The sequence below is a fragment of the Kutzneria buriramensis genome, assembly GCF_003387475.1.
GTDB classification, from domain to species: domain Bacteria; phylum Actinomycetota; class Actinomycetes; order Mycobacteriales; family Pseudonocardiaceae; genus Kutzneria; species Kutzneria buriramensis.
Map to the genome: position 1 here is coordinate 373,458 of NZ_QUNO01000010.1, position 22,083 is coordinate 395,540.

The 22,083-nt window shown below is 70.9% G+C and carries 24 protein-coding genes and 2 tRNA genes; 18 read left to right on the top strand and 8 right to left on the bottom strand.

From position 1 onward, the window contains the following. Positions 1-160: 160 nt before the first annotated feature. Positions 161-724 carry a TetR/AcrR family transcriptional regulator gene (locus BCF44_RS29500; protein WP_211353276.1) on the bottom strand — a complete coding sequence of 188 codons (564 nt, stop codon included), beginning with the start codon at positions 722-724 and terminating at the stop codon, positions 161-163. A 34-nt stretch (positions 725-758) separates the two neighbouring features. Between BCF44_RS29500 and BCF44_RS29505 the strand changes: the two genes are divergently transcribed. Together BCF44_RS29505 and BCF44_RS29510 are read left to right on the top strand one after the other, a co-directional pair. After that, positions 759-1,529 (top strand): SDR family oxidoreductase, encoded by a 771-nt coding sequence (locus tag BCF44_RS29505; protein WP_211353277.1) that lies wholly within the window; start codon positions 759-761, stop codon positions 1,527-1,529. Between the two features lie 11 nt (positions 1,530-1,540). After that, positions 1,541-2,605, top strand: a complete 1,065-nt coding sequence (locus BCF44_RS29510; RefSeq protein ID WP_116177650.1) for an NAD(P)H-dependent amine dehydrogenase family protein — start codon at positions 1,541-1,543, stop codon at positions 2,603-2,605. Here BCF44_RS29510 and BCF44_RS29515 read toward each other — a convergent pair. Then, on the bottom strand, positions 2,602-2,958 hold the full coding sequence (locus BCF44_RS29515) for an arsenate reductase family protein (RefSeq protein WP_116177651.1): 357 nt from the start codon (positions 2,956-2,958) through the stop codon (positions 2,602-2,604). The two genes, BCF44_RS29510 and BCF44_RS29515, sit on opposite strands and share 4 nt — an antisense overlap. Positions 2,959-2,975: 17 nt before the next feature. Continuing rightward, entirely contained in the window at positions 2,976-3,245 is a 270-nt protein-coding gene (locus BCF44_RS29520; protein ID WP_116177652.1) for a hypothetical protein, read from the bottom strand. A gap of 84 nt (positions 3,246-3,329) precedes the next feature. Between BCF44_RS29520 and BCF44_RS29525 the strand changes: the two genes are divergently transcribed. Both BCF44_RS29525 and BCF44_RS29530 read left to right on the top strand, forming a co-directional pair. Next, a complete protein-coding gene (locus BCF44_RS29525) occupies positions 3,330-4,478 on the top strand; it encodes a cytochrome P450 (RefSeq protein WP_211353278.1) in 1,149 nt (382 codons plus the stop codon). Continuing rightward, complete coding sequence (locus BCF44_RS29530; protein WP_116177653.1) at positions 4,475-4,825, top strand: MmcQ/YjbR family DNA-binding protein; 351 nt, start codon at positions 4,475-4,477, stop codon at positions 4,823-4,825. Before BCF44_RS29525 ends, BCF44_RS29530 begins: the two co-directional genes overlap by 4 nt. Here the strand turns inward: BCF44_RS29530 and BCF44_RS29535 are convergent. Both BCF44_RS29535 and BCF44_RS29540 read right to left on the bottom strand, forming a co-directional pair. Next, a complete protein-coding gene (locus BCF44_RS29535) occupies positions 4,811-5,086 on the bottom strand; it encodes a hypothetical protein (protein ID WP_116177654.1) in 276 nt (91 codons plus the stop codon). The genes BCF44_RS29530 and BCF44_RS29535 overlap by 15 nt on opposite strands. Positions 5,087-5,161: 75 nt before the next feature. Beyond that, positions 5,162-5,875: a CDP-alcohol phosphatidyltransferase family protein gene (locus tag BCF44_RS29540; RefSeq protein WP_116177655.1), complete on the bottom strand. Its 714-nt coding sequence runs from the start codon at positions 5,873-5,875 to the stop codon at positions 5,162-5,164. Between the two features lie 61 nt (positions 5,876-5,936). Between BCF44_RS29540 and BCF44_RS29545 the strand changes: the two genes are divergently transcribed. The 9 genes from BCF44_RS29545 (at position 5,937) to BCF44_RS29585 (ending at position 14,722) form a co-directional block, all read left to right on the top strand. After that, positions 5,937-6,920 (top strand): zinc-dependent alcohol dehydrogenase, encoded by a 984-nt coding sequence (locus BCF44_RS29545; RefSeq protein WP_116177656.1) that lies wholly within the window; start codon positions 5,937-5,939, stop codon positions 6,918-6,920. 2 nt (positions 6,921-6,922) lie between these two features. After that, positions 6,923-7,321, top strand: coding sequence for a 6-pyruvoyl trahydropterin synthase family protein (locus BCF44_RS29550; RefSeq protein WP_116177749.1), 399 nt, complete (start codon positions 6,923-6,925; stop codon positions 7,319-7,321). An 8-nt stretch (positions 7,322-7,329) separates the two neighbouring features. Next, positions 7,330-8,412, top strand: a complete 1,083-nt coding sequence (locus BCF44_RS29555) for a glycosyltransferase family 4 protein (RefSeq protein ID WP_211353279.1) — start codon at positions 7,330-7,332, stop codon at positions 8,410-8,412. Next, positions 8,340-9,185 (top strand): SAM-dependent methyltransferase, encoded by an 846-nt coding sequence (locus BCF44_RS29560; protein WP_116177658.1) that lies wholly within the window; start codon positions 8,340-8,342, stop codon positions 9,183-9,185. The genes BCF44_RS29555 and BCF44_RS29560 overlap by 73 nt, the downstream gene beginning before the upstream one ends. After that, positions 9,182-10,354 (top strand): lysylphosphatidylglycerol synthase transmembrane domain-containing protein, encoded by a 1,173-nt coding sequence (locus BCF44_RS29565; protein ID WP_246015698.1) that lies wholly within the window; start codon positions 9,182-9,184, stop codon positions 10,352-10,354. The genes BCF44_RS29560 and BCF44_RS29565 overlap by 4 nt, the downstream gene beginning before the upstream one ends. A gap of 75 nt (positions 10,355-10,429) precedes the next feature. Then, the gene (locus BCF44_RS29570) at positions 10,430-11,380 is read left to right on the top strand and encodes a hypothetical protein (protein ID WP_147328684.1); all 951 of its coding nucleotides are present in this window, start codon (positions 10,430-10,432) and stop codon (positions 11,378-11,380) included. A gap of 15 nt (positions 11,381-11,395) precedes the next feature. Further along, positions 11,396-12,421 carry a LacI family DNA-binding transcriptional regulator gene (locus tag BCF44_RS29575; RefSeq protein ID WP_116177660.1) on the top strand — a complete coding sequence of 342 codons (1,026 nt, stop codon included), beginning with the start codon at positions 11,396-11,398 and terminating at the stop codon, positions 12,419-12,421. A gap of 86 nt (positions 12,422-12,507) precedes the next feature. Next, on the top strand, positions 12,508-13,650 hold the full coding sequence (locus BCF44_RS29580) for an MFS transporter (protein ID WP_116177661.1): 1,143 nt from the start codon (positions 12,508-12,510) through the stop codon (positions 13,648-13,650). Further along, a complete protein-coding gene (locus BCF44_RS29585) occupies positions 13,619-14,722 on the top strand; it encodes an alkaline phosphatase family protein (RefSeq protein ID WP_246015702.1) in 1,104 nt (367 codons plus the stop codon). Before BCF44_RS29580 ends, BCF44_RS29585 begins: the two co-directional genes overlap by 32 nt. On the opposite strand, the gene BCF44_RS29590 is transcribed toward BCF44_RS29585, so the two are convergent. Next, positions 14,719-16,278, bottom strand: coding sequence for a long-chain-fatty-acid--CoA ligase (locus BCF44_RS29590; protein WP_246015703.1), 1,560 nt, complete (start codon positions 16,276-16,278; stop codon positions 14,719-14,721). The two genes, BCF44_RS29585 and BCF44_RS29590, sit on opposite strands and share 4 nt — an antisense overlap. A gap of 488 nt (positions 16,279-16,766) precedes the next feature. Here BCF44_RS29590 and BCF44_RS29595 point away from each other — a divergent pair. Together BCF44_RS29595 and BCF44_RS55740 are read left to right on the top strand one after the other, a co-directional pair. After that, positions 16,767-16,840 (top strand) — tRNA-Leu (locus tag BCF44_RS29595). 82 nt (positions 16,841-16,922) lie between these two features. Next, a tRNA-Cys gene (locus BCF44_RS55740) sits at positions 16,923-16,993 on the top strand. 18 nt (positions 16,994-17,011) lie between these two features. Here BCF44_RS55740 and BCF44_RS29600 read toward each other — a convergent pair. Continuing rightward, positions 17,012-17,878, bottom strand: coding sequence for an LLM class F420-dependent oxidoreductase (locus tag BCF44_RS29600; RefSeq protein WP_116177662.1), 867 nt, complete (start codon positions 17,876-17,878; stop codon positions 17,012-17,014). A gap of 88 nt (positions 17,879-17,966) precedes the next feature. Between BCF44_RS29600 and BCF44_RS29605 the strand changes: the two genes are divergently transcribed. Genes BCF44_RS29605 through BCF44_RS29615 form a run of 3 tightly spaced genes read left to right on the top strand, consistent with a single transcriptional unit; the run spans position 17,967 to position 21,511 of the window. Continuing rightward, entirely contained in the window at positions 17,967-18,926 is a 960-nt protein-coding gene (locus tag BCF44_RS29605; protein ID WP_170217815.1) for a bile acid:sodium symporter family protein, read from the top strand. Then, positions 18,919-19,857, top strand: a complete 939-nt coding sequence (locus tag BCF44_RS29610) for an adenosine deaminase family protein (protein WP_116177663.1) — start codon at positions 18,919-18,921, stop codon at positions 19,855-19,857. The genes BCF44_RS29605 and BCF44_RS29610 overlap by 8 nt, the downstream gene beginning before the upstream one ends. A gap of 13 nt (positions 19,858-19,870) precedes the next feature. Next, complete coding sequence (locus tag BCF44_RS29615) at positions 19,871-21,511, top strand: ABC-F family ATP-binding cassette domain-containing protein (RefSeq protein ID WP_116177664.1); 1,641 nt, start codon at positions 19,871-19,873, stop codon at positions 21,509-21,511. Between the two features lie 44 nt (positions 21,512-21,555). On the opposite strand, the gene BCF44_RS29620 is transcribed toward BCF44_RS29615, so the two are convergent. Beyond that, positions 21,556-22,017, bottom strand: a complete 462-nt coding sequence (locus BCF44_RS29620; protein WP_116177665.1) for a PadR family transcriptional regulator — start codon at positions 22,015-22,017, stop codon at positions 21,556-21,558. Positions 22,018-22,083 lie beyond the last annotated feature (66 nt).

Here is a 22,083-nt window from a genome sequence, read left to right on the forward strand (position 1 = left end):
GATGCTCTCGCCGGGCCATTTCTCTTGGGATGCCTTGTGGGGCCCGGCCCCCACACCCCCACGCCGGGGCTGCGCCCCGGACCCCATCGTGGTGGGTTTCGACCAGCGTGATGGTCGCCGGTCATCGTGTTGCGGTCGTGCTGTGCGTGTTTGTGTGCGTCTACTTCGGACTCACCAGGCCCGGCAGGCGGGCGGTCACCGTCGGGGAGCTGCCGAGCAGCGATGTGACCATGCTCGCACCGATGATGAGGATCATCAGGCCCTGGGCGTCCACCGGCGGACGGCCCTCAGCACGCAGCAGGTCCTCCAGCGAGGCGAGGCCGGGCGTGCCGAACTCCTTCCACAGCGCGGCCTGGAGCTCCGGATGGTCGCGCAGCGAGGCCAGCAGGCCCGGCAGCGCGGCACGGACCTCCGGCCGGGCGAAAAGCTCGGCGGTGTAGGCGAAGGACCCGCGGACCCACTCGCCCGAGTCGGTCGCGTCGAGCACGGTGGTGGGCGCGTCGCGCCAGCCGAAGACGGCCTCGAACACCAGGTGCGTCTTGGACGGCCAGCGCCGGTAGAGGGCCGGGCGGCCGACGTTGGCCCGCTCGGCGATCGCGACCATCGACAGCCGGTCCCAGCCGACCTCGACCAGGAGTTCGCGCGCGGCCGCCAGGGCCGCGGCGTCGATGGCCTGGTCGCGGGGGCGTCCCCGGCCGCGCTCGGACTGCTCCATTCCCGTCATTGTCAATAACGTAACACGCTGTTACGTTAATCGGGTGGTCCTCGACGGCAAGACAGTGGTGGTGTCCGGGGTCGGCGCCGGCCTCGGCCGCGAGACAGCGCTCGCGGCGGCGCGGGACGGGGCCAACGTGGTCCTCGGCGCCCGCACGGAATCCAACCTGACCAAGGTGGCGGCGGAGATCGACGCGGACCGGGTGGCCTACGCGGTCACCGACATCACGGACGCGTCGGCGTGCGAGAACCTCGTTTCCGTCGCAGTCGAGAAGTTCGGCGGCATCGACGCGCTCATCCACGTCGCCGCCAAGGACGACACGTTCGGCGGCCTCGACGGAGCCGACCTGGACCTCTGGCGCGCGGTGCTGGACGTCAACGTCATCGGCACCATGCGGCTCACCCAGGCCGCGCTGCCGGCGCTGTCCGTCAAGGGCGGCTCGGTGGTGATCATCGGCACCCAGGCGGCGTTCAGCCCCTCGCTGCCGCAGGCGGCCTACGCCACCTCCAAGGGCGCGCTGCACGCCGCGATGTTCTCGCTGGCCAGGGAGCTCGGACGGCGCAAGATCCGGGTCAACTCGGTGGTGCCGGGCTGGATGTGGGGCCCGCAGGTGGAGAACTACGTGAAGTGGCAGGCGCAGAGCAAGGGCGTCACCGAGGACGCGGTGAAGGCCCGGCTCGACGCCAAGACGGCGCTCGGCGAGATCGCCCAGGACGCCGACGTCGCCGAGGCGGCGGTGTTCTTCGCGTCCGACCGGGCGCGCATGCTGACCGGCCAGACCCTGTTCGTCAACGGGGGCGAGTACTTCCGCTGAGGGGAAACGCGATGGCGCACAAGGTGATCGTCTGGGGCACGGGGGTCGTCGGCAAGCTCGTGATCCGCGAGCTGCTGGACCACCCCGAGTTCGAACTGGCCGGCGTGATCGTGCACGACCCGGCCAAGGACGGCGTGGACGCCGGCGAGCTCATCGGCGCGAAGCCCTGCGGCATCAGGGCGAGCACGGACGTCCGAGCCGGTTTGGACATCGAGGCGGACGCCGTCGCCTACTTCGGGCCGACCGCCGAGTACGCCGTGCAGAACATCCAGAACATGGTGCTGGCGCTGCGATCCGGCAAGCACGTCGTGTCCACGGCGATGACTCCCCTGGTCTATCCCGACGTCTGCCCGCCGGAGCTGCGGGCCGAGCTGGAGAAGGCCTGCGCGGAGTCCGGAAAGTCCTGCTTCACCACGGGAATCGACCCGGGCTTCGCCAACGACCTGTTCCCGCTGACGCTGATGGGCGTGTGCGGGCGGGTCGACAGCGTGCGGATCCAGGAGCTCGTCGACTACGCCAGCTACGCCGGCGACTACGGCAAGGTCATGGGTTTCGGGCTGCCGGTCGAGGAGAAGGCCGTGCTGGAGTACCCCGAGGTCCTGATCTTCGCATGGGGGCACACCATTCCGATGATCGCCGACGCGGTCGGCGTGAAGCTGGACCGCATCGACACCGTCTACGAGAAGTGGGCGGCCCCGGAGCGGATTCCGTACCAGCACGGGGTGATCGAGGCCGGCAACTGCGCGGCGGTGCGGTTCGAGATCCGCGGCTGGGTCGGCGACCAGGCCCGGATCGTCATCGAGCACGTCAACCGGATCACCAACGCCGCCGCGCCGGACTGGGTGCGGGCGGCGTCGGTGGACAACGACGCGTACCGGATCATCATCAAGGGCAGCCCCGAGATCACCCAGGAGACCGCCTTCCGGCACGAGGTCGACGGCGACGCCGTGCTCGGCGGCTGCCTGGCCACCGGGATGCGGGCGGTGAACGCCGTGCCGTACCTGGACGAGCTGCCGCCGAGGCTGGTGTCGGCGCTCGACCTGCCGCTGATCCCGGGGCGCGGGGTGATCCGCTAGTCGAGCACGGAGCGGACGGCGTCCTCGGTGCGGGCGACGACCGCAGGGCCGTCGTCCGCGGTGATGATCGGGCGCTGGATCAGGATCGGATGCTCGGCCAGCGCCGTGATCCACCGGTCCCGGGTCGCCTCGGACTTCTCCCACGTCTTGAGACCGAGCTCGGCGGCGATCTTCTCCCCCGTGCGGGCGATGTCCCACGGTTCGAGGCCGAGCCGTTCGAGCACCGCGACCAGCTCGGCCTCGGTCGGCGGGTCGTCGAGGTAGCGGCGGACCGTGTAGTCGGCGCCGGCCTCGTCCAGGATGGACAGCGCCGACCGGCACTTCGAGCACGCGGGGTTGATCCAGATCTCCACGGCGGTCAGCCTAGGCGCTACTCCACGTCCTTGAGCACGTGCTCGATCGACCGGAGCTTGGCGTCCATCGCCGCCAGCTGCTCCTTCAACTCGGCGATCTGCCGTGTGGCGCCGTCCTGCGCGGTCACCGCCGAGGTGGCCAGCTCGCGGTAGGCGTCCTCGCGACCGGCCAGCACCTTGGCCCGCGAGGTGGCGGAGAGCTGCCAGACCGTCACCGTGATCACCGTGGTGAGCAGGACGAAAAGCCCGATCGCACCGGCGACCTGCGGCCATACTTCATTCTGCATCGCCGTGTTCCCCGTTCACTGTGTGCCACCAAAAGCTAGCATGTGTCACCAGACCGTGTCGGACCGGGCGCGTAGGCTCGTGACGTGTTTCCTGTGGGCGGCAAGGCGACGGTGGACGAGCTCACGGCGGATCCCCATCCGCTGTTGGCGCGGTTGCGGACGAGCGAACCGGTGTCGTGGCTGCCGGCGTTGGACGGCTGGCTGGTGACGCGGCACGAACTGGCGTTGCAGGTGATGCGCGACGCGGCGACCTTCACGGTGGACGACCCCCGTTTCTCGACGGCGCGGGTGGTCGGGCCGTCGATGCTGTCGCTGGACGCCGACGAGCACGCCCGGCACCGAGCGCCGTTCAACCGACAGTTCCGGCCCCGGGAGATCGAGGAACGGTTCGGCGACGCCGTGCGAGCAGAGGCCGCCCGGCTGGTCGACGGGTTCGCGGCCGACGGCAGCGCGGAGTTGCGGCGGGCGCTGGCCGGTCCGCTGGCGGTCGCGGTCGTGGCCGACGCACTGGGCCTGGACGGCGCCGACGCCAAGCAGGTGCTCGCCTGGTACGACGCGATCGTGTCCGCGGTGGCCGACATCTCGGCCGGACGCTCGCCGGGAACCGCCGGCGCGGAGGCGTTCGGCGAGCTGCGGGCCCACATCGAGGGCTCGGTGGCGCGGCATGACCCTTCGCTGTTGACCGACGCCGCGGACGCGTTGGCGCTGCCGGAGGTGGTGTCCAACGCGGCGGTGCTGATGTTCGGCGGCATCGAGACGACGGAGGGCATGATCGCCAACGTGCTGCTGCACCTGCTGACCGATCCGTCCCAAATGGACCTGGTGCAGGCGGATCGGAGCCTCGTGCCGGACGCCGTCGAGGAATCTTTGCGGCTGGAGCCGGCGGCGGCGGTGGTCGACCGGTACGCGACGCGCGACGTGGAGCTGGGCGGGGCCAACATCGCCCGCGGCGATCTCGTGACGGTGTCACTGACGGCGGCCAACCGGGATCCGGCGGTGTTCGAGAACCCGGACGTCTTCGACCTACGGCGGCCGAATCTCCGTAAGCAGCTGGCATTTGCGCACGGCCCGCACTTCTGCCTGGGCATCGATCTGGCTCGGTTGGAGACGCGGGTGGCCGTCGAGACGGTGCTGGACCGCCTGCCGGGCATTTCGTTGACATCGCCGTCCGCCGCGACGGGTTTGGTCTTTCGCAAGCCCGAGGGCGTGCATGTCCGCTGGGACGTCGCGTGACGCCGGCGGAGGTCGCCGCCTGCGCGCTGGATTTCCCGCAGGCCACTGTGGAGAACCCGTTCGGGCCGGGCGTGGACGTGTACAAGGTCGAGGGCAAGATGTTCGCGCTGGTGGCGCCCAACGGGAAACCGCCGTCGGTGTCGCTGAAGTGCGAGCCGAACCGGGGCACATATCTGCGGCAGCAGTACGACGCCGTGACACCCGGCTACCACCTGAACAAGAAGCACTGGATCACGGTGCTGCTCGACGGCAGCGTGCCGCCGGAGCAGGTGGAGGAGATGATCGAGCACTCCTACGAGCGGGTGGTCGCCGGGCTGCCGAAGATGGTTCGGCTACGACTTCGGTAGCATGCGCACGAATTTCCAGACGTGGTCGGGCACTTCCTCGCCGCGCGCCATCGTGACGGTGAGACCCCACGCCATCAGGAAACCGAGCAGCCCCAGCGCGAGCCCGGAGACGCCGAGCAGCAGGCCCACCAACCACATCAGGTGCCGCAGCGGGCTGATGATCGCCACGATCGGGGCGGTCAGCAGCGCGACCACGATGTAGCCGGCGGATCCGGCCTGATCCATCTTCAACACCAGGCGCAGCAAGCGATGCTTTCCCATGGTTCTCGCCTCCTCGGTACGCCGTCGACGGTAGGCGAGCCGAGGAGGCGAGGCGATTACCCGCGAGGTAAGGGATTACGCGGTTCGGTTGCGCCACAACCAGATGACGTCGCGGCCGAACGACCACACCAGCGAGGCCAGCGCCAGCGCGACCACGGCGATCGAGCCGGCGGTCGGCAGCAGACCGGAACTGGCGACGACCAACAGCACGCCCTGGGCGGCGGCGACGGTCTTGCGGGCGAAGCTCGGCGGCAGCGAGCCCTTCAGCCAGGGCATGAACCAGCCGGCGGCGACGAACACGTACCGCATCGCGCCGATGAGCAGCACCCACGGGCCGAGCGAGGCGGCGACGAACACGCTCAGCACCAGGATCAGGAAGGCGTCGACCTCCATGTCGAAGCGCGCGCCGACGGCGGTGGCGGTGCCGGTGCGGCGGGCGACGTGGCCGTCGACGCCGTCCAGGATGAGCGCGACGATCGACAGCGCGACGATCAACGCCAGCGCGGGGCCGTGGACCAGGCTGTCGGCGACGAGGGCGGTGATGCCGCCGACCAGCGTCGCTCGGAACAGGGTGACCCAGTTGGCCTGGCCGAAGGTCCGGGCCCGGGAGCGGTGCAGTGCGTAACCGAGGGTTGCACACGTCACGACGGCACAGGCGGTGCCGGCGGCCAGCGCGCTGGGGCCGATGCGCAGCGCCGCCCACAGCAGCGTCAGCAGGACCAGCTGCGCGCCCAGCCCGGCGACCACGCCGGGTGTCGCCGTCGATACGTGCCGAATCTGAGTGGTCACCGCGCCTCCACACGTGCTTGTGCGTCGGTCAGAACACGTGCGCTGTGGTAGAAGGGTTCAAATGGACCTGACCGCACACGCGTTCTGGCTGCTACGCCCGGGTGAGGGCGAGATCCGTCCGGTGCAGCTGACCCCACCCGGCCCCGGCGAGGTGCTGGTCAGAACGCTGTTCTCCGGCGTCAGCCGCGGCACCGAGACCCTGGTGTTCCGGGGCGGCGTGCCGGCCAGCCAGCACGACCTGATGCGGGCCCCGTTCCAGGACGGCGACTTCCCGGCCCCGGTCAAGTACGGCTACCTCAACGTCGGTGTCGTCGAGGACGGCGAGCCGGGCCTGGTCGGACGGACCGTGTTCTGCCTGTACCCACACCAGACACGGTACGTGGTTCCGGCGTCGGCGGTGACTCCGTTGCCCGCGTCGGTGCCGGCAGAGCGGGCGGTGCTGGCCGGCACCGTGGAGACGGCGGTGAACGCCGTTTGGGACGCCGCGCCGCTGCTCGGGGACCGGATCGTGGTGATCGGCGCCGGCATGGTCGGGTGCTCGGTGGCGGCCCTGCTCGGCAAGTTCCCCGGTGTCCGGGTGCAGCTGGTGGACGTTGATCCGGCGCGGGCGGCGGTGGCATCGGCGCTCGGGGTGGAGTTCGTGTCGCCCGCGGAGGCGGCCGGCGACTGCGACCTGGTCGTGCACGCCAGCGCGACGTCGGCGGGGCTGGCCCGCGCGCTGGAGCTGCTGACGCCGGAGGGCACCGTCGTCGAGCTCTCCTGGTACGGCGACAAGCAGGTGAGTGTGCCGCTCGGGGAGTTCTTCCACTCCCGACGGCTGGTCGTGCGCAGCAGCCAGGTCGGGACGATCCCGGCGGCGCGGCGCGGCCGGCACACGTACGCCAGCCGGCTGGCGCTGGCCCTGGACCTGCTGGCCGACCCGGTGTTCGACGCCCTGATCACCGGGTCCAGCGATTTCGCCGAGATGCCGACCGTGATGCCGGAGCTGGCGGACGGTCGGCTGCCGGCGTTGTGTCACCGCATCGTTTACCCGTCAGGAGGATGACCTTGTTCAGCATCACCGTCCGTGACCACATCATGGTCGCGCACAGCTTCCGCGGTGAGGTGTTCGGGCCGGCGCAGCGACTGCACGGGGCGACGTTCGTGGTGGACGCGACGTTCCGGCGGACCGAGCTGGACGACGACAACATCGTGGTGGACATCGGCCTGGCCTCCCAGCAGCTGTCCGAGTTGCTCGGCGAGCTCAACTACCGGAACCTGGACGAGGAGCCGGCGTTCGCCGGCGTCAACACCTCCACTGAGTTCCTGGCCAAGGTGATCGCCGACCGGCTCGCCGACCGCGTGCACGCCGGCGCGCTCGGTCCGTCGGCGAGCGGGCTGTCGGGCATCTCCGTCGCGCTGCACGAGTCGCACAACGCCTGGGCCAACTACGAGCGTTCACTGTGACTTTGCCTGTGAACTCGGTTCACACGGTTTTTCCCGCGCAGGTCGTAGACGTTGCCGCCCCCAGCGGCGGCAACGTCTACGACCGCCGGGTGAGCGGTGGTCTGTCGTCGCTCGGCTGGAATGTCGACGAAATCCTGGTCGGCGGCGACTGGCCTCGGCCGGACGCGGCGGCGCGGGCGGAGTTGACGTCCGCGCTCGACAACCTCGATTTCGGCGAAGTCGTGCTCATCGACGGTCTGGTCGCGTGCGGCGTGCCGGAGATAGTCGTGCCGGCGGCCCGTCGGCTGCGCGTCGTCGTACTGGTTCATCTGCGGTTGGCGGCGGAGACCGGATTGGCGGACGCCGTCCGCGAAGACCTCGACCGCCGCGAACGAGAAGTTCTACGGTCGGCGTCCGCGATCGTCGTCACCAGCTCGTGGGCCGCCGGTGAACTGGCGACACACCACGATTTGCCTGTGAACCGAATTCACAGCGTCGAGCCCGGCGTCGACCGCGCGCCGCTCGCCCACGGCACGGACGGCGCGTCGCGGCTGCTCTGCGTCGCGTCGGTGACGCCGCGCAAGGGCCACGACCTGCTGCTGGACGCGTTGACCACGATCGACGACCTCGACTGGCACCTGGTCTGCGTCGGCGCGCTGCACCACGCGCCGGAGCACGTCGACCGACTACGAGCTCGGTTGAAGACGAGCAATGCGTACGAAAAGGTGGATTTCGTCGGCCCACAGCACGGCGACGAACTCGACCGGAGTTACGCCGCCGCCGACCTGTTCGTGCTGCCTTCTCGGGCGGAGACGTACGGCATGGTCGTCACCGAAGCACTCGCCCGTGGCATTCCGGTGCTCGCGACGGACGTCGACCCCCTCCCCCGGACCGTCGGCCACGCGCCGGACGGCAGCGTGCCCGGCCTGCTGGTTCCCCCGGACGGGCTGGCGGTCGCGCTGCGTAGCTGGCTCACCGACGCTGACCTGCGCGAACGCCTGCGGCGGGCGGCCCGGGACCGCCGTGGCATGCTGAACGGGTGGGAGGAAACCTCGAACAGCCTGGCCACGGTGTTGACGCAGGTGACGCGGAGTTCACCCCCGAGTGGCTGACCCTGCGTGAGCCCGTCGACGCCGCCGCCCGTGCCACCGATCTCGTCGACGAGTTGGTCCGCCGGTTCGCCGGCCGGGACCGGCTGGTCATCCGCGATCTGGGCTGCGGAACCGGCTCGCTGGGGCGGTGGCTGAGCCCGCTGCTGCCGAATCCGCAGCACTGGATCATGCAGGACCGTGAACCAGATCTGCTGAGGCACGTGTATATGGATGTGACCTCCACAGCCCTCGTCACGGTCGAGACCCGGTTGGGTGATCTCGGCGGCGTCACGGCCGCCGACCTCGCCGGCACCTCGCTGGTGACCGCATCCGCCCTGCTCGACATCCTCACCACCGAGGAGGTCGACCGGCTCGCCGCCGCGTGCGCCGACGCCCGCGTGCCCGCGCTGTTCACACTCTCCGTGCTCGGCGAGGTCGAGCTCTCCCCCGCCGACCCGCTGGACGCCGAGATCGCCGAGGCGTTCAACGAGCACCAGCGCCGCGTCCAGGACGGTCGGCGGCTGCTCGGTCCGGACGCCCCCGCCGCCGTCGTCGAGTCGTTCGAGAAGCGCGGCGTCGCCGTGCAGGTAGCGCCGAGTCCGTGGCAGCTGGGCGGGGACCACCCCGAACTGACTGCGGAGTGGCTGCGGGGCTGGGTCGGCGCCGCCGTCGAGCAGCGTCCGGAGCTGGCCGCCGAGGCCGCCTCCTACCTGCGCCAGCGCCTCGACGCCATCGAGGAGGGCCGGCTCAGCGGCACGGTGGGGCACGTCGACGTGCTGGCGGTGCCGGCATGATCCACACGACCATGGAACCGCGGAAGGCGGCCGCACCGGCGCGGGTTGCCGCGAAGCCGGTGCTGAAGGCGATCCGGCCGTTGGCGAAGGCGGCCACGCCCCCGTTGAAGGCGGCCCTGCCGCTGCTGAAGGCGGCGCTGCCCTGGCTGAAGATCGTCGCCGGGGTCGCCATCATCGGCGTGCTGCTGTGGCGGCTGGGCACCGGGGCCTTTGTGGACGGTCTGCGCGAAATCGATCTCTGGGGCGTCGCGGCGGCGCTCGGCATCGGCTTCCTGACCACTCTGTTCAGCGCCTGGCGCTGGTGCGTGGTGGCCGACCGGCTCGGGCTGAAGCTGAACCTGCGCACTGCCGTCGCCGACTACTACGGGGCGCTGTTCATCAACGCCGTGCTCCCGGGCGGTGTCCTCGGCGACGTGCACCGCGCCGTGCAGAACGGACACGAGACCGGCGACGTCGGCCGCGGCGTGCGGGCCGTGGTGTTGGAGCGGACCGGCGGCCAGCTGGCGATCCTCGCGGTCGGTGTCGGCGTGCTGCTCACGGATCCGGCGTTGATCGCCAAGGTGATCGGGGACATCGTGCCCGCGCCGGCCGCGATCGTCATCGGCCTGCTGCTGGTGATCGCCGCCGCGATCGTGCTGGCCACCTCCTCCCGGCTGCCGCGCTGGCGGAAGGCGCTGGCCACCACCATGGTGGACGTCCGGCGCAGCCTGCTGAGCCGTCGGTCGTGGCCGGCCATCGTGGTGCTGTCGGCCGCGACGCTGGCCGGGCACCTCGCCTTGTTCGTCGTCGCCGCCCGGGCCGCCGGCTCGACGGCGTCGATCGCGCAGTTGCTGCCGCTGCTGGTGTTGGCGCTGATCGCGATGGGCCTGCCGATCAACGTCGGCGGCTGGGGTCCGCGCGAGGGCGTCGCCGCGCTGGCGTTCGCCGCCGCGGGGTTGGGCGCCACGCAGGGTGTCACGACGGCCGTCGTCTACGGGGTGTTGACGCTGATCTCCAGCCTGCCCGGTGCCGCCGTGCTGGTGCTGCGCCGCGTGCACCGCCAGGTCGAGGAGCCGGTCACGCCGGTCGCGAAGCCCGTCGCCACGCCCGCGCGCAAGCCGCTCGGGGTCGTCGGAAAGCCGATCGGCAAGCCGTTCGTTCGCCGGAAGGTGCAGCCGCAGGCCGCCTGAGTGGGCAGTCCCGATGTCCCGATCAGGTGACCTGAGGTGACCGCGGTTCACAAGTTGATCTGGGATCCTGTGCCGGTGACCGAGTACGCCTACGATCGGACCAGAAACGCCTTGCTGGCGACGTGGAGCGTCGGCATCGGCAATGTCGCGGAGACGGTCGTGGAGTTCGGCGACGACCTGCGCGGTCCGGAGTACGCGCTGCAACTGGGCTACAACCTCGCGCTGCTGTCCCAGGACCTGTGGCACACCTACACCCACCCGCTGACCGCGGCCGTCGACCAGCCGGAGGAGGCGCTGGCCCGGGCCCGCGACCAGCTGGCGATCGACCTGGTCACCGGGGCGATGCGGGAGCCGCACCTGCCGGTGGGCAACCAGATGCAGGTCTGCGAGAGCGACGTGCTGGAGGCCGCCCACATGGTCGGCCGGATCCTGCACAAGATCGGCGACGCCGACGTCACCGAGCAGGCCGTCGCGGACGTCGAGGCGGAGATCGCGGCGCTGCGCCAGGCCGGGCTCGGCGATCTCACCGGGCGGGCCAACCAGGCGGTGGTGCTGACCAGGTCGGATCCGCAGCCGCAGCAGGTGGCCGCCGCGCACGCGTACCTCGAGAAGAACCCGCTCGGGCCGCCCGAGCTGTACACGAAGATCGACGCCACCTCGGCGGCGGTGGCCGCGGCGCACTGGCTGTTCGCGGCGGTGATGATCATGCACCGCGCCGCGCACGGCAACATGTCCGACGCGCCGCCGACCTATCCGCACATGGACGGCGAGCGACCCGACGACGACCTGGCGATGAAGGTATTCCACCGGCTCGACCAGGGTCGGTCGCCGCGGGACGTGGTGGTCGGGCTGATCCGGGAGGGCGTGGCGGCGCGAAAGCTGCTGGAGGAGCTGCTGATCGCCATCGGCCACGCCGGCCAGCTCTACACCGAGTGCAACACAACCATGCCGCCCGAGCAGATTACTGACACATTTTGCGCGCGGACGAGGAGAATGGCCGTCGACGGACGTGACCGCATCCTGTAGCCGTGGAGGACCGCCGTGGTGACCATTGTGGACGTCGCGAAGGCCGCCGGCGTCGCCCCCAGCACGGTGTCGTACGTGATCAGCGGCAAGAGACGCATCTCGCCGAGCACACGCAGACGCGTCGAGCAGTGCATTCGCGACCTCGGATACCACCCGAACGCCGGCGCCCGCGCGCTGGCCAGCAGCCGCACCAACGTGCTGGCGCTGGCCGTGCCGCTGCGGGCCGACCTGAACCTGTCGGTGATCATGCAGTTCGTGTCCTCGGTGGTCACCGCCGCCCGGGCCCACGACCTGGACCTTTTGTTACTCACCAAGGACGACGGCCCGGCGGAGTTACGTAGAGTGGCGTCCTCGTCGATCGCCGACGCGCTGATCGTGATGGACGTGGAGTCGGCCGACGGCCGCATCCCGATGCTGTCCACGCTGGACAGGCCGGCCGTGCTGATCGGGCTGCCCGAGCAGCCCAACGGCCTGAGCTGCGTCGACCTGGACTTCACCGCCGCCGCCGCGACCTGCGTGCACCACCTCGCCGACCTCGGGCACCGGGACATCGCCCTGATCGGGCCGTCGCCCGAGGTGTACCGCCGGGGCACGAGCTTCGCCGGCCGGTTCCGCCGCGGCTTCGACAACGCCGCCGACGAGCGGGGCGTGCGCGTGACCGCGCACCCGTGCGGCCATTCCTACGACGCCGCGATGGCCTGCCTGGACCAGGTGTTCGCCGCGGATCCGGACATCACCGGCATCGTCGTGCACAACGAGGCCGTGCTGCCGGACGTGCTCGCCGGGCTCGCCGCGCGGGGTCGGCGCGTGCCGGAGGACATCTCGGTGGTCGCCGTGTGCCCCGACGACATGGCCGAAAGCGGCGCTGTGGCGTTGACATCGGTCGCGATCCCGGCGGTCGAGGTCGGCGAGCTGGCCGTGCGGATGACCATCCGCCAGCTGGCCGGCCCGCCCGAGCCCGAGGTCAACCTGCTGCCGCCCCGGTTGACGGTGCGTCAGAGCACGACCCTCGCGCCGGCCGTGGCCACCGCCCGCGGCTGACAACCGACACGGTCGTGCAGTAGCCGCAGCGATCTTCTCGACCAGGTGTGGGGATCGGGGCTTCCCGGGCGGGGCAAGATCGTGGCATGGCGGATGTGAGCAGGGTTCGGCTCGTTGCGGTGTATGCGGGGGCGACGATCGGGCCGCTGGCGGGCGGGGTGGTGGCGCCGATGCTGCCGCAGCTGAGCGAGACTCTGCACACGTCGGTGATGGAGGCGGCCAGCTCGGTGACGGCCTACTTCGTGCCATTCGCACTGCTGCAACTGGTGTCGGGGACATTGGGCGAGCGGTGGGGGCTGCGGCGGACGGTCCGGGCGGCGTACGTGGTGTTCGTGGTGGCGTCGCTGGGATGCATGGTGGCACCGAATCTGGGGGTGTTCCTGGCGGGGAGGGCGGTGCTGGGGGCGGCGAACGCGTTCACGTCGCCGTTGCTGCTGGCGAGTCTGGGCGATCTGGTGCCGAGGGAGCGACTGGGGCGCGCCATTGGGATGTACGCGAGCTGCATGTCGGGAGGGCAGTCGTTCTCGCCGCTGATCGGCGGGCTGGCGGCGGGGGTGGACTGGCGGCTGGCCTTTGCGGTGGTGGCGGTGGCGTCGGCGATGCTGGCATTCCTGCCGCCGATGGGCGAGCCCAGGCCGGGGGTGGAGGCGCCGCCGTGGCGGCCGCTGCTGAGCGGAAAAATGGCGCTGTTGTCGACGGGGGCGCTGGTGTCGTTCCTGGGCGGCGCGGGACTGCCGTTCCTGGTTGCCCTGTACGCGCACGACTTCCTGTCGGCGTCGCCGGAGATGGCGGGGCTGGCCCTGGTCGGATTCGGCCTGGCGGGGCTGGCGCTGGGGCCGTTCTGGGGGACGGTGTGCGACCGGATCGGCGGCCGCGCGGCGGGGGTGATCGGGGCGGTCACCGGGGCGGGGCTGGTGGCGGTGATGGGGCTGACCGGCTCGATGGGGTCGCTGGCAGCGTGCTGGACGATCGCGGGTGCGGCGTCGTCGCTGCTGACGGTGTCGTTGCAACACCTGACCATGGCGGCGGTGCCCGGCAACCGGGCGGGCGCGGTGTCGGTGGTGTCGGCGTTCCGGTTCGCGGGCAGCGCGCTGGCGCCGACGGCGTGGCTTCCCTTGTACCACAACGGTTCCGTCCTGACCTTTGCCGCGGCCGGAGCGAGCCAGCTGATCGCGGCGGCTGCGTTACTCTGCCTTCGTGGCCGACACGATCCTGCCCCGGTACGGTGAGCGCTCGCTCTGCGAGGTGACGCCGTCGCTGTTCGCGGCGCTCGGCGCGGCGGGCTTCGACAACGTGCTGGGCGTCGACACGGCATCCTCGGTGTGTCTACTGGTGATCGACGGCCTCGGCTGGGAACTGCTCAAATCCCACGCGCAGGATGCACCGTTCCTGACGTCGCACGCTGCCGGCAAGGAACCGCTGACGGCGGGATTCCCCAGCACGACGGCCACCAGCCTGGCGTCACTGGGCACCGGACTGACCTCCGGCCAGCACGGAATCGTCGGCTACAGCTTCGCGGCGCCCGATCTGCTGCACGCGCTGCCGTGGCGGGTGGACGGCGTTGACGCTCGGGAAACCCTGGTGCCGGAGGAGATCCAGCCGCTGCCCACGGTGTTCGAGCGGTCGGGCATGGAGGTGACGATCGCGGCCCCGGTGCTCCAGAACGGATCGGGGCTGACCCGGAGCGTGCTGCGGGGCGGCACTTTCCGGCCGGTGTTCGCGTTGGGCGACCTCGCCGCGATGGCGTTGAGCAACAACGGTTTCTGCTACGCGTATCACGGCGAGCTGGACACCGTGGGCCATCTGTACGGGCCCGGCTCGCTGGCGTGGCGGTTGCAGCTCAATCACGTCGACCGGCTCGTGGAGTCGATCGCCACCGCGCTCCCCCAGGGTTCCCTCCTCGCCGTCACCGCCGACCACGGCATGGTGACGATGACGTCTACAGTGGACGCCGACACGGAACCGGCGCTACAGCAAGGCGTTCGACTGCTCGGCGGCGAACCCCGCGTCCGGCACGTTTACACCGAGCCGGGCGCCACCGACGATGTGCTGGCCAGCTGGCGGGAAGTGTTGGGCTCCAACGCTTTGGTCGTCCGCCGGGAGTACGCGATCGAGGAGGGCTGGTTCGGCCCGGTTTCCGACCGCGTGCTGCCACGGATCGGCGACGTCCTCGCCGTTGCGCTCGGCGAGTTCGCCATCACCCGCACGGTCGCCGAGAGCCGCGAGTCGACGTTCGCCGGCGTGCACGGATCATTGACACCGGCCGAGATGCTGGTGCCGTTCCTGACCTTCGCCGGCTAGCCGGCGTAAAGCTTGCGCAGCTCGAACTTCTGCACCTTGCCGGTGGCCGTTCGGGGCAGGGCGTCCACGACGACCAGCGCCGTCGGCTTCTTGTACGACGCGAGCCGCTCCCGGCAGTGTTCGAGCACGTCCTCCAGCGTCGGCGGATCCGCAGGGTCGGCGGCCGTGACGACGGCGACCGGCGTCTGCCCCCACTTCTCGTGCCTGGCTCCGATCACCGCCACCTCCGCGACCTTCGGGTGGCTGTCGATGACCGACTCCACCTCGGCGCAGTAGATGTTCTCGCCGCCGGAGATGATCATGTCCTTCTTGCGGTCCACCACCCAGATGAAGCCGTCCTCGTCGGCTCGGCACAGGTCGCCGGAGTGGAACCAGCCGCCGGCGAACGCGTCGGCGGTCGCCTCGGGATTGCCCCAGTAGCCGGGCGTGATCACCGGACCGCGGTAGACGATCTCGCCGACCTCGCCCGGTTTCACGTCGCACATCTCGTCGTCGACGATGCGGACCTCGATGCCGGGGATGGGCGTGCCGATCGAGCCGCGCTTGCGCAGGGCGTCCTCGCCGCGCAGCAGGCACACCGTCGCGCACGTCTCGGTCTGCCCGAACGCGGTGGCCGCCAGGGCGTCCGGGAAGGTGTCGGCGAGCGCCTGCAACATCGAAGGCGTGGCCGGCGCGGCGCCCCACGTGAGGTTGGTCAGCGCCAGGTTGCGCTCGCGGACGCCGGGGACCGCGCAGATCGCCTGCCATTGGCTCGGCACGAAGAACGTGCTGGTGACCCGTTCCCGGTCCAGCAGGTCGACGATCGCCGCGGGGTCGAAGGCGGCGCCGGAGTAGATCACCACCCGGCTGCCGCCGAGGAGTCCGCCCAGCGCGGTGCCCATGCCGGCGATGTGGAACATCGGCACGCCCAGCAGCACGACGGAACCGCCCGGGGTGAGCCCGCGGCCGCCGGCGATCTGCTGCAACAGGCCGGCCATGATGAGGTTCCGGTGGGTCAGCACCGCACCCTTGGGCCGGCCGGTGGTGCCCGAGGTGTACATGATGAACGCCGGATCCGGCTCCGGCACGACGATGTCCAGGTCCTCGTCCGACTCGGCGTCGATCGCCGCCTCGAACTCCGTGCCGATGCGCAGCGTCGTACGCACACAGTCCACTTCGGACAGCGCCGCCGTCGCCAGCGGCGCGGTGAGGTCGTCCACAACCAGCGCCGTCGCCGTGCAGTCGCGCAGGATGTAGGTGACTTCGCCCGGCACCAAACGGAAGTTGATGGGCACGACGACGGCCCCCAGGCGCAGCGCCGCGTAGAACGCCTCGGCCGTCTCGATGTGGTTGGTGGCCAACACCGCGACCCGGTCGCCCGCGCCGACGCCTCGTGCCCGTAACGCCCGGGCCAGCCGGTTGACCCGGCGGTCCAGCTCCGGGTAGGTGCGGCGCACGTCGTCGAACTGCAACGCGACCCGGTCCGGGTAGAGCCTGGCGGCTCGGGCGAGCTGGTTGCCCAGCGCCATGTTGCCGGCCGCGTCGGCGGCCAAGACGTCCGGGTGCGATGAGATCATCTTGACCACTCTCCCTTGAGCGCCAGCGCTTTCGACGCTACCTACCGGGGGCGGTCAAGACAACACCGCGACGCGAATCGGGACGCGGCGGCTGCCCGAGCGCTCAGGCCGGGCCGGCGCGGCGGCGGCCGGGCGGTGGGGTCACCGCCCGTCGTCCACTCGGTCACGGAGGCGGCTGGTCACCGAACGCCACCAGTGATGCCCCGACAGTCTCCACGTGGCCGTCGAGGGCTCCACAGTGGACGAACGTTAATACCGTTGACGGTCCTGCCGTCGCTGCGGCACAGTATCGGCAGTCAACGAGCGAGGGAGTCCACGATGTTCGAGCTTTGTCTGCTGAGGTAAAGGCTCTCGGACTGCTGTCGTGGAGCCGCCGACTGGCGGCTTTTTTCATGCTCGGACGCCCCGGCAACGGCGGGGTGTTCCAACAGTTGCGATACCGGTGCCGGTGGCGGCGGATCCGTTGCGTTCGCCGCCGCCGATTTCACGCGGCCCTGGCCCAACTGGCAGAGGCGTCGGGTCGAGGGCCCGAAGGTTCGGGGTTCGACTCCCCGGGGCCGCACGCACGCCTTCGTAGCCCAACTGGCAGAGGCGCCGGATTCAGGTTCGACTCCCGGCGAAGGCACCGATCGATGGCACTGCAAGGCCCATGTCACGGCGGACGTTGGGCGGTCTGCAAAACCGCCGATGCCGGGTTCGACTCCCGGATGGGTCTCGAACCCGGCCTGGCGAATCACAGGTCGGCGACCCGCTCCACGACCGGGGCGATGAACTCCTCGATCCAGCGGGCCGGCGTGCCCATCGGCGGCGCGATGATCACCGTCCGCACGCCGAGCTTGGCGTAGTCGGCCATCTGCTCGGCGAAGGCGTCCGGGCCGGCGTCGGTCCGGGTGGTCATGGTGACCTCGATCTCGGCGAAGTCCCGGCCGACCGCGTCGCAGTGCTCCCTGAGGACGTCGATCTTGTGGGCGACGTCGTCGGTGGTGGTGCCGAACAGGTTGCAGGCGTCGGCGTACTGCGCGACCAGGCGCAGCGTCTTCTTCTCGCCACCGCCGCCGATCAGCACCCGCGGCCGCGGCGACCGCACCGGCGCCGGGTGGCAGATGGTCTCGGCCAGCTGGTAGTGCTTGCCCTCGAACGGCCCGTCGTTGCCCTGGTCCCACATCTGGTGGCAGATGCGCAGCGTCTCCTCGAGCCGCTCGAACCGTTCCTTGAGCGCCGGGAAAGGCACGCCGAGGCCGTTGTGCTCGCGGTCGTACCAGGCGGAGCCGATGCCGAGCGTGCCCCGGCCGCCGGACAGCACGTCCAGGGTGGTGACGATCTTGGCCAGCAGGCCGGGGTGACGGTAGGTGACGCCGGTGACCAGCAGGCTGAGCTCGATCGTGGACGTGTGCGCGGCCAGGAAGCCCAGCGTGGTGTAGCCCTCCATCATCGGGTCGGGCGCGCCGCCGTTGTGCTCCATCTGGAAGTAGTGGTCCATGACGGACATCCAGCCGACGCCGGCGGCCTCCGCGTTGCGGGCCACGGCCGCCAGCTCGGGGCCGATGCCGGCCGAACCCGCGGGGTTGTCGAACTTGGTGACGTGGACGCCGACTCGCACGGTCGTCTCCCCTTCGATGTGGTGAGTGTCGCCACAACGCTATGCCCTGGAGCGCACTCCAGGTCAACGCCGTGCCTATGCTGCCGTGATGTCCCGGCTGCGGATCGATCCCTACATCCTGGCGCTGCTGGTCACCGTCGGTGTGGCCTCGCTGCTGCCCGCCCGGGGGATCTGGGCCGCCGGCTTCGGGCATCTCACCACCGTCGCGATCGGATTCCTGTTCTTCCTGTACGGGGCGCGGCTGTCCACCCGGGAGGCGCTGGACGGCCTCAAGCACTGGCGCCTGCACGGCCTGGTGCTGGCCTGCACGTACGTCCTGTTCCCGGTGCTGGGGCTGCTGTGCCGGCTGCTGGTGCCGCACGTGCTCACCCCGGAGCTGTACGCCGGCGTGCTGTTCCTGTGCTTCCTGCCGTCGACGGTGCAATCGTCGATCGCGTTCACGTCCATCGCCCGCGGCAATGTGGCCGCGGCGATCTGCAGCGCGTCGTTCTCCAACCTGATCGGCATCGTGCTGACCCCGCTGCTGGTGACGGTGTTCCTGGTCAGCGGCGGCGGCGTGTCCTTCGACTCGGTGCGGGACATCGTGCTGCAACTGCTGGTGCCCTTCGTGGCCGGGCAGGTGCTGCGGCGGTGGATCGCCGGCTTCGTCGCCAGGCACAAAAAGGTGTTGGGCTATGTCGACCGGGGATCCATCCTGTTGGTCGTGTACACGGCATTCAGTGAGGGCGTCGTGGCCGGCATCTGGGGGCGGTTGTCGCTGGTGTCGCTGGCCCTGCTGCTCGCGGTCAACGCGGCGCTGCTGGCGGTGGTCCTCGTCGCGACGACGGTGTTGGCGCGGCGGCTCATGTTCAGCCGCCCGGACGAGATCGCCATCGTCTTCTGCGGCTCGAAGAAGTCCCTGGCCAGCGGCCTGCCGATGGCCAGCGTGCTGTTCCCGGCCGGCACCGTCGGCCTGATCGTGCTGCCGCTGATGCTGTTCCACCAGATGCAGCTGATGGTGTGCGCCTGGCTGGCCCGCCGCTACGCCGACCAGTACTCGCATGCGTGACCTGGCCGCGCTGCCCAAGGCGCACCTGCACGTCCACCTGGAAAGCGCGATCCGGCCGTCGACCATCGCCGAGCTGGGCTTCGACTCCACCACCACCGAGTTCGACGGTTTCCGCTCGTTCGCGGACCACAACACGTTGGTGCGGCAGTGCCTCCAGAAGCCGGAGCACTTCACACGGATCGCCGCCGAGTTCTGCGAAGACCAGCGGGCCCAGGGAGTTCACTACGGCGAGGTGATGTTCACGGCCGCCGCGCACGGGGAACGGCTCGGCGACCCGGAGATGCCGCTGGCGGCGGTGCTCGACGGGCTGTCGCCCGAGTTCACGGTGATCCTGGACCATTCGCGGCGGCGGTCGGTGGACCGGTTCGCCCGGACCTTGCGGCTGGCGTTGAAATATCCCCGGGTGGTGGGGATCGGGATGGCCGGCGAGGAGCGGCACCCGATGGCGCCGTTCGCGGAAGTCCTCGACGCCGCAAGGGATGCCGGCGTGCGGCTGGTGCACCACGCCGGCGAGGACGCGGGGCCGGCGAGCATCGTGGAGGCCCTCGACGTCGGGCACGCCGCCCGGCTCGGGCATGGCATCCGCTGCCTGGAATCACCCGATCTGGTGGCGCGGTTGCGGGACGAGCGGGTGCCGCTGGAGGTCAGCCCGTCGTCGAACGTGGGCCTCGGGCTGGTGCCGTCCTGGCCCGAGCACCCGCTGCCGCGGCTGGTCGACGCCGGCCTGGTCGTCACGGTGAACACCGACGTGCCGGCCTCGGTCGGCACCGATCTGGTCGCCGAGTACGAGCGGATCCGGCAGGTCTTCGGCTACGACGACGCCGCCCTGGCCGCGCTGGCGACGGCAGGAGTGCGGGCGTCGTTCGCGCCGGACACAACAAAGGCGGCCTTGGTTGCGGGGATCGCCGACTGGCTCGCGACCGACGAATAGGATCTACCTCCTGATGAGCGCGACACTCGTAGCCAAGGACCTCGCCGCCGGGCACGGCGACCGCGTGCTGTTCACCGGGCTGGACCTGGTCGTCGCCCCCGGCGACGTGATCGGGCTGGTCGGTGTGAACGGCGCGGGCAAGTCCACCCTCCTGCAGACGCTGGCCGGCCTGATCCCGGCCGAGCAGGGGTCGATCCGCCTGAATCCGCCGACCGCGACGGTCGGGCACCTGCCGCAGGAGCCGGAGCGCCGCCCAGGCGAGACCGTCCGACAGTTCCTGGGCCGCCGCACCGGCGTCACGCAGGCGCAGATCGACATGGACGCGGCCACGGACGCGCTGACCGCCGGCGCGCCCGGCGCCGACGACGCGTACGCGGTGAGCCTGGAGCGGTGGCTCGCCCTGGGCGGCGCCGACCTGGACGAGCGGATCGACGAGGTGATCGCCGACCTGGGCCTGTCCATCGGCCTCGACCAGGCGATGACCTCGCTGTCGGGCGGCCAGGCGGCCCGCACCGGCATGGCGTCGCTGCTGCTCAGCCGGTACGACATCTTCCTGCTCGACGAGCCCACCAACGACCTGGACCTCGACGGCCTCGACCGGCTGGAGCGGTTCGTCAGCGGCCTGCGGGCCGGCACCGTGCTGGTCAGCCACGACCGCGAGTTCCTGGCCCGCACGGTCACCACGGTGCTGGAGCTGGACCTGGCCCAGCACCAGGTCAACACCTACGGCGGCGGCTACGAGGCCTACCTGGAGGAACGCGCCACCGCCCGCCGGCACGCGCGCGAGGCGTACGAGGGGTACGCCGACACCAAGGCGGGGCTGGAGGAACGGGCCCGGATGCAGCGGGCGTGGGCGGACAAGGGCGTGCGGGCGGCCCGTCGCAAGCAGCCCGACAACGACAAGAACGCCAAGGCCAAGCGCGTCGAGTCCAGCGAGAAGCAGGCGGCCAAGGCCCGGCAGACGGACAAGATGCTGGAGCGGCTGGACGTCGTGGAGGAGCCCCGCAAGGAGTGGGAGCTGCGGATGGAGATCGCCGCCGCGCCCCGCTCCGGCGCGGTGGTGGCGACGCTGCGCGGCGCGGTCGTCCGGCGCGGCGGCTTCGCGCTCGGGCCGGTGGACCTCCAGATCGACTGGGCCGACAAGGTGGCCATCACCGGCGCGAACGGCGCCGGCAAGTCCACGCTGCTGGCGGCGCTGCTCGGCCGGGTCGAGCTGGACGAGGGCAACGCGGCGCTCGGCCACGGCGTGGTCGTCGGCGAGGTCGACCAGGCCCGGCAGCTGTTCTACGGCGACACGACGCTGCTGGAGTCGTTCGGCGCGGCCGTGCCCGAGATGACGCCGGCCGACGTCCGTACCCTGCTGGCCAAGTTCGGCCTGCGCGCCGACCACGTGCTGCGGCCGGCGGTCACGCTCTCCCCCGGCGAGCGGACCCGGGCCGCGCTGGCGCTGCTGCAGGCGCGCGGCGTGAACCTGCTCGTGCTGGACGAGCCGACCAACCACCTGGACCTGCCGGCGATCGAGCAGCTGGAGTCGGCGCTGGCCGAGTACCCGGGCACGCTGCTGCTGGTCACGCACGACCGGCGGATGCTGGACGCCGTGCACACCACCCGGCGGCTCGAGGTCGTCGACGGCAAGGTGTTCGACCGGGGCTGACCCGCTGGTGTTGCCCGGCGAAAGGCCGGGATCACCCGCACGGGCTAGGCGACGCGGGCCCGCAGCCAGGCCAGTTCGGCCTCGCGGCCGGCGGCGAGCACGGCCTGGCGGCACCGCTGGTACGGATCGGCGGCGGCCGGCAGCGCCCGGGCCTCCAGGGCGGCGAGCCGGCGGCGCAGCAGATCGGTCGGATCGGCCAGCCGGCCGAGGAAGGCCAGCGCGGTCAGCCAGGACGGGTCGTCGGCGACGTCGACGGCGGAAAGCCGGCGGGCGAGCTCGGCGTGCCCGGCCGGCGTAAGGGTGAGCACCTGCCTGGGCGCGGCGACCTGACCCGGCCGGGTCTGCCTGGTGAGCAGGCCGGCCGCGGTCAGCCGTTTGATCGCCGGGTAGAGCGTGCCGTCGGCGACCGGCCGGCCGTGGCCGGTGATCTCGGGAATGCGCAGGCGGAGCTCGTATCCGTGCGCGGGCCCGGCGGCGAGCAGCCCCAGGATGACCAACTCCACCATGCCTGCATTAAAGCGGTCAGGACTTCGGCAGGCCAGGAGGGTTGATCTCGGAGTGTGGGACGGACT

Coding starts and splice junctions, on each gene's coding strand:
- BCF44_RS29565 (WP_246015698.1), top strand. CDS start 9,182: ATGATCCACACGACCATGGAACCGCGGAAGGCGGCCGCACCGGCGCGG.
- BCF44_RS29510 (WP_116177650.1), top strand. CDS start 1,541: ATGGCGCACAAGGTGATCGTCTGGGGCACGGGGGTCGTCGGCAAGCTC.
- BCF44_RS29620 (WP_116177665.1), bottom strand. CDS start 22,017: ATGGTGGAGTTGGTCATCCTGGGGCTGCTCGCCGCCGGGCCCGCGCAC.
- BCF44_RS29545 (WP_116177656.1), top strand. CDS start 5,937: ATGGACCTGACCGCACACGCGTTCTGGCTGCTACGCCCGGGTGAGGGC.
- BCF44_RS29535 (WP_116177654.1), bottom strand. CDS start 5,086: ATGGGAAAGCATCGCTTGCTGCGCCTGGTGTTGAAGATGGATCAGGCC.
- BCF44_RS29500 (WP_211353276.1), bottom strand. CDS start 724: ATGACGGGAATGGAGCAGTCCGAGCGCGGCCGGGGACGCCCCCGCGAC.
- BCF44_RS29590 (WP_246015703.1), bottom strand. CDS start 16,278: ATGATCTCATCGCACCCGGACGTCTTGGCCGCCGACGCGGCCGGCAAC.
- BCF44_RS29610 (WP_116177663.1), top strand. CDS start 18,919: ATGCGTGACCTGGCCGCGCTGCCCAAGGCGCACCTGCACGTCCACCTG.
- BCF44_RS29520 (WP_116177652.1), bottom strand. CDS start 3,245: ATGCAGAATGAAGTATGGCCGCAGGTCGCCGGTGCGATCGGGCTTTTC.
- BCF44_RS29615 (WP_116177664.1), top strand. CDS start 19,871: ATGAGCGCGACACTCGTAGCCAAGGACCTCGCCGCCGGGCACGGCGAC.
- BCF44_RS29580 (WP_116177661.1), top strand. CDS start 12,508: ATGGCGGATGTGAGCAGGGTTCGGCTCGTTGCGGTGTATGCGGGGGCG.
- BCF44_RS29605 (WP_170217815.1), top strand. CDS start 17,967: ATGTCCCGGCTGCGGATCGATCCCTACATCCTGGCGCTGCTGGTCACC.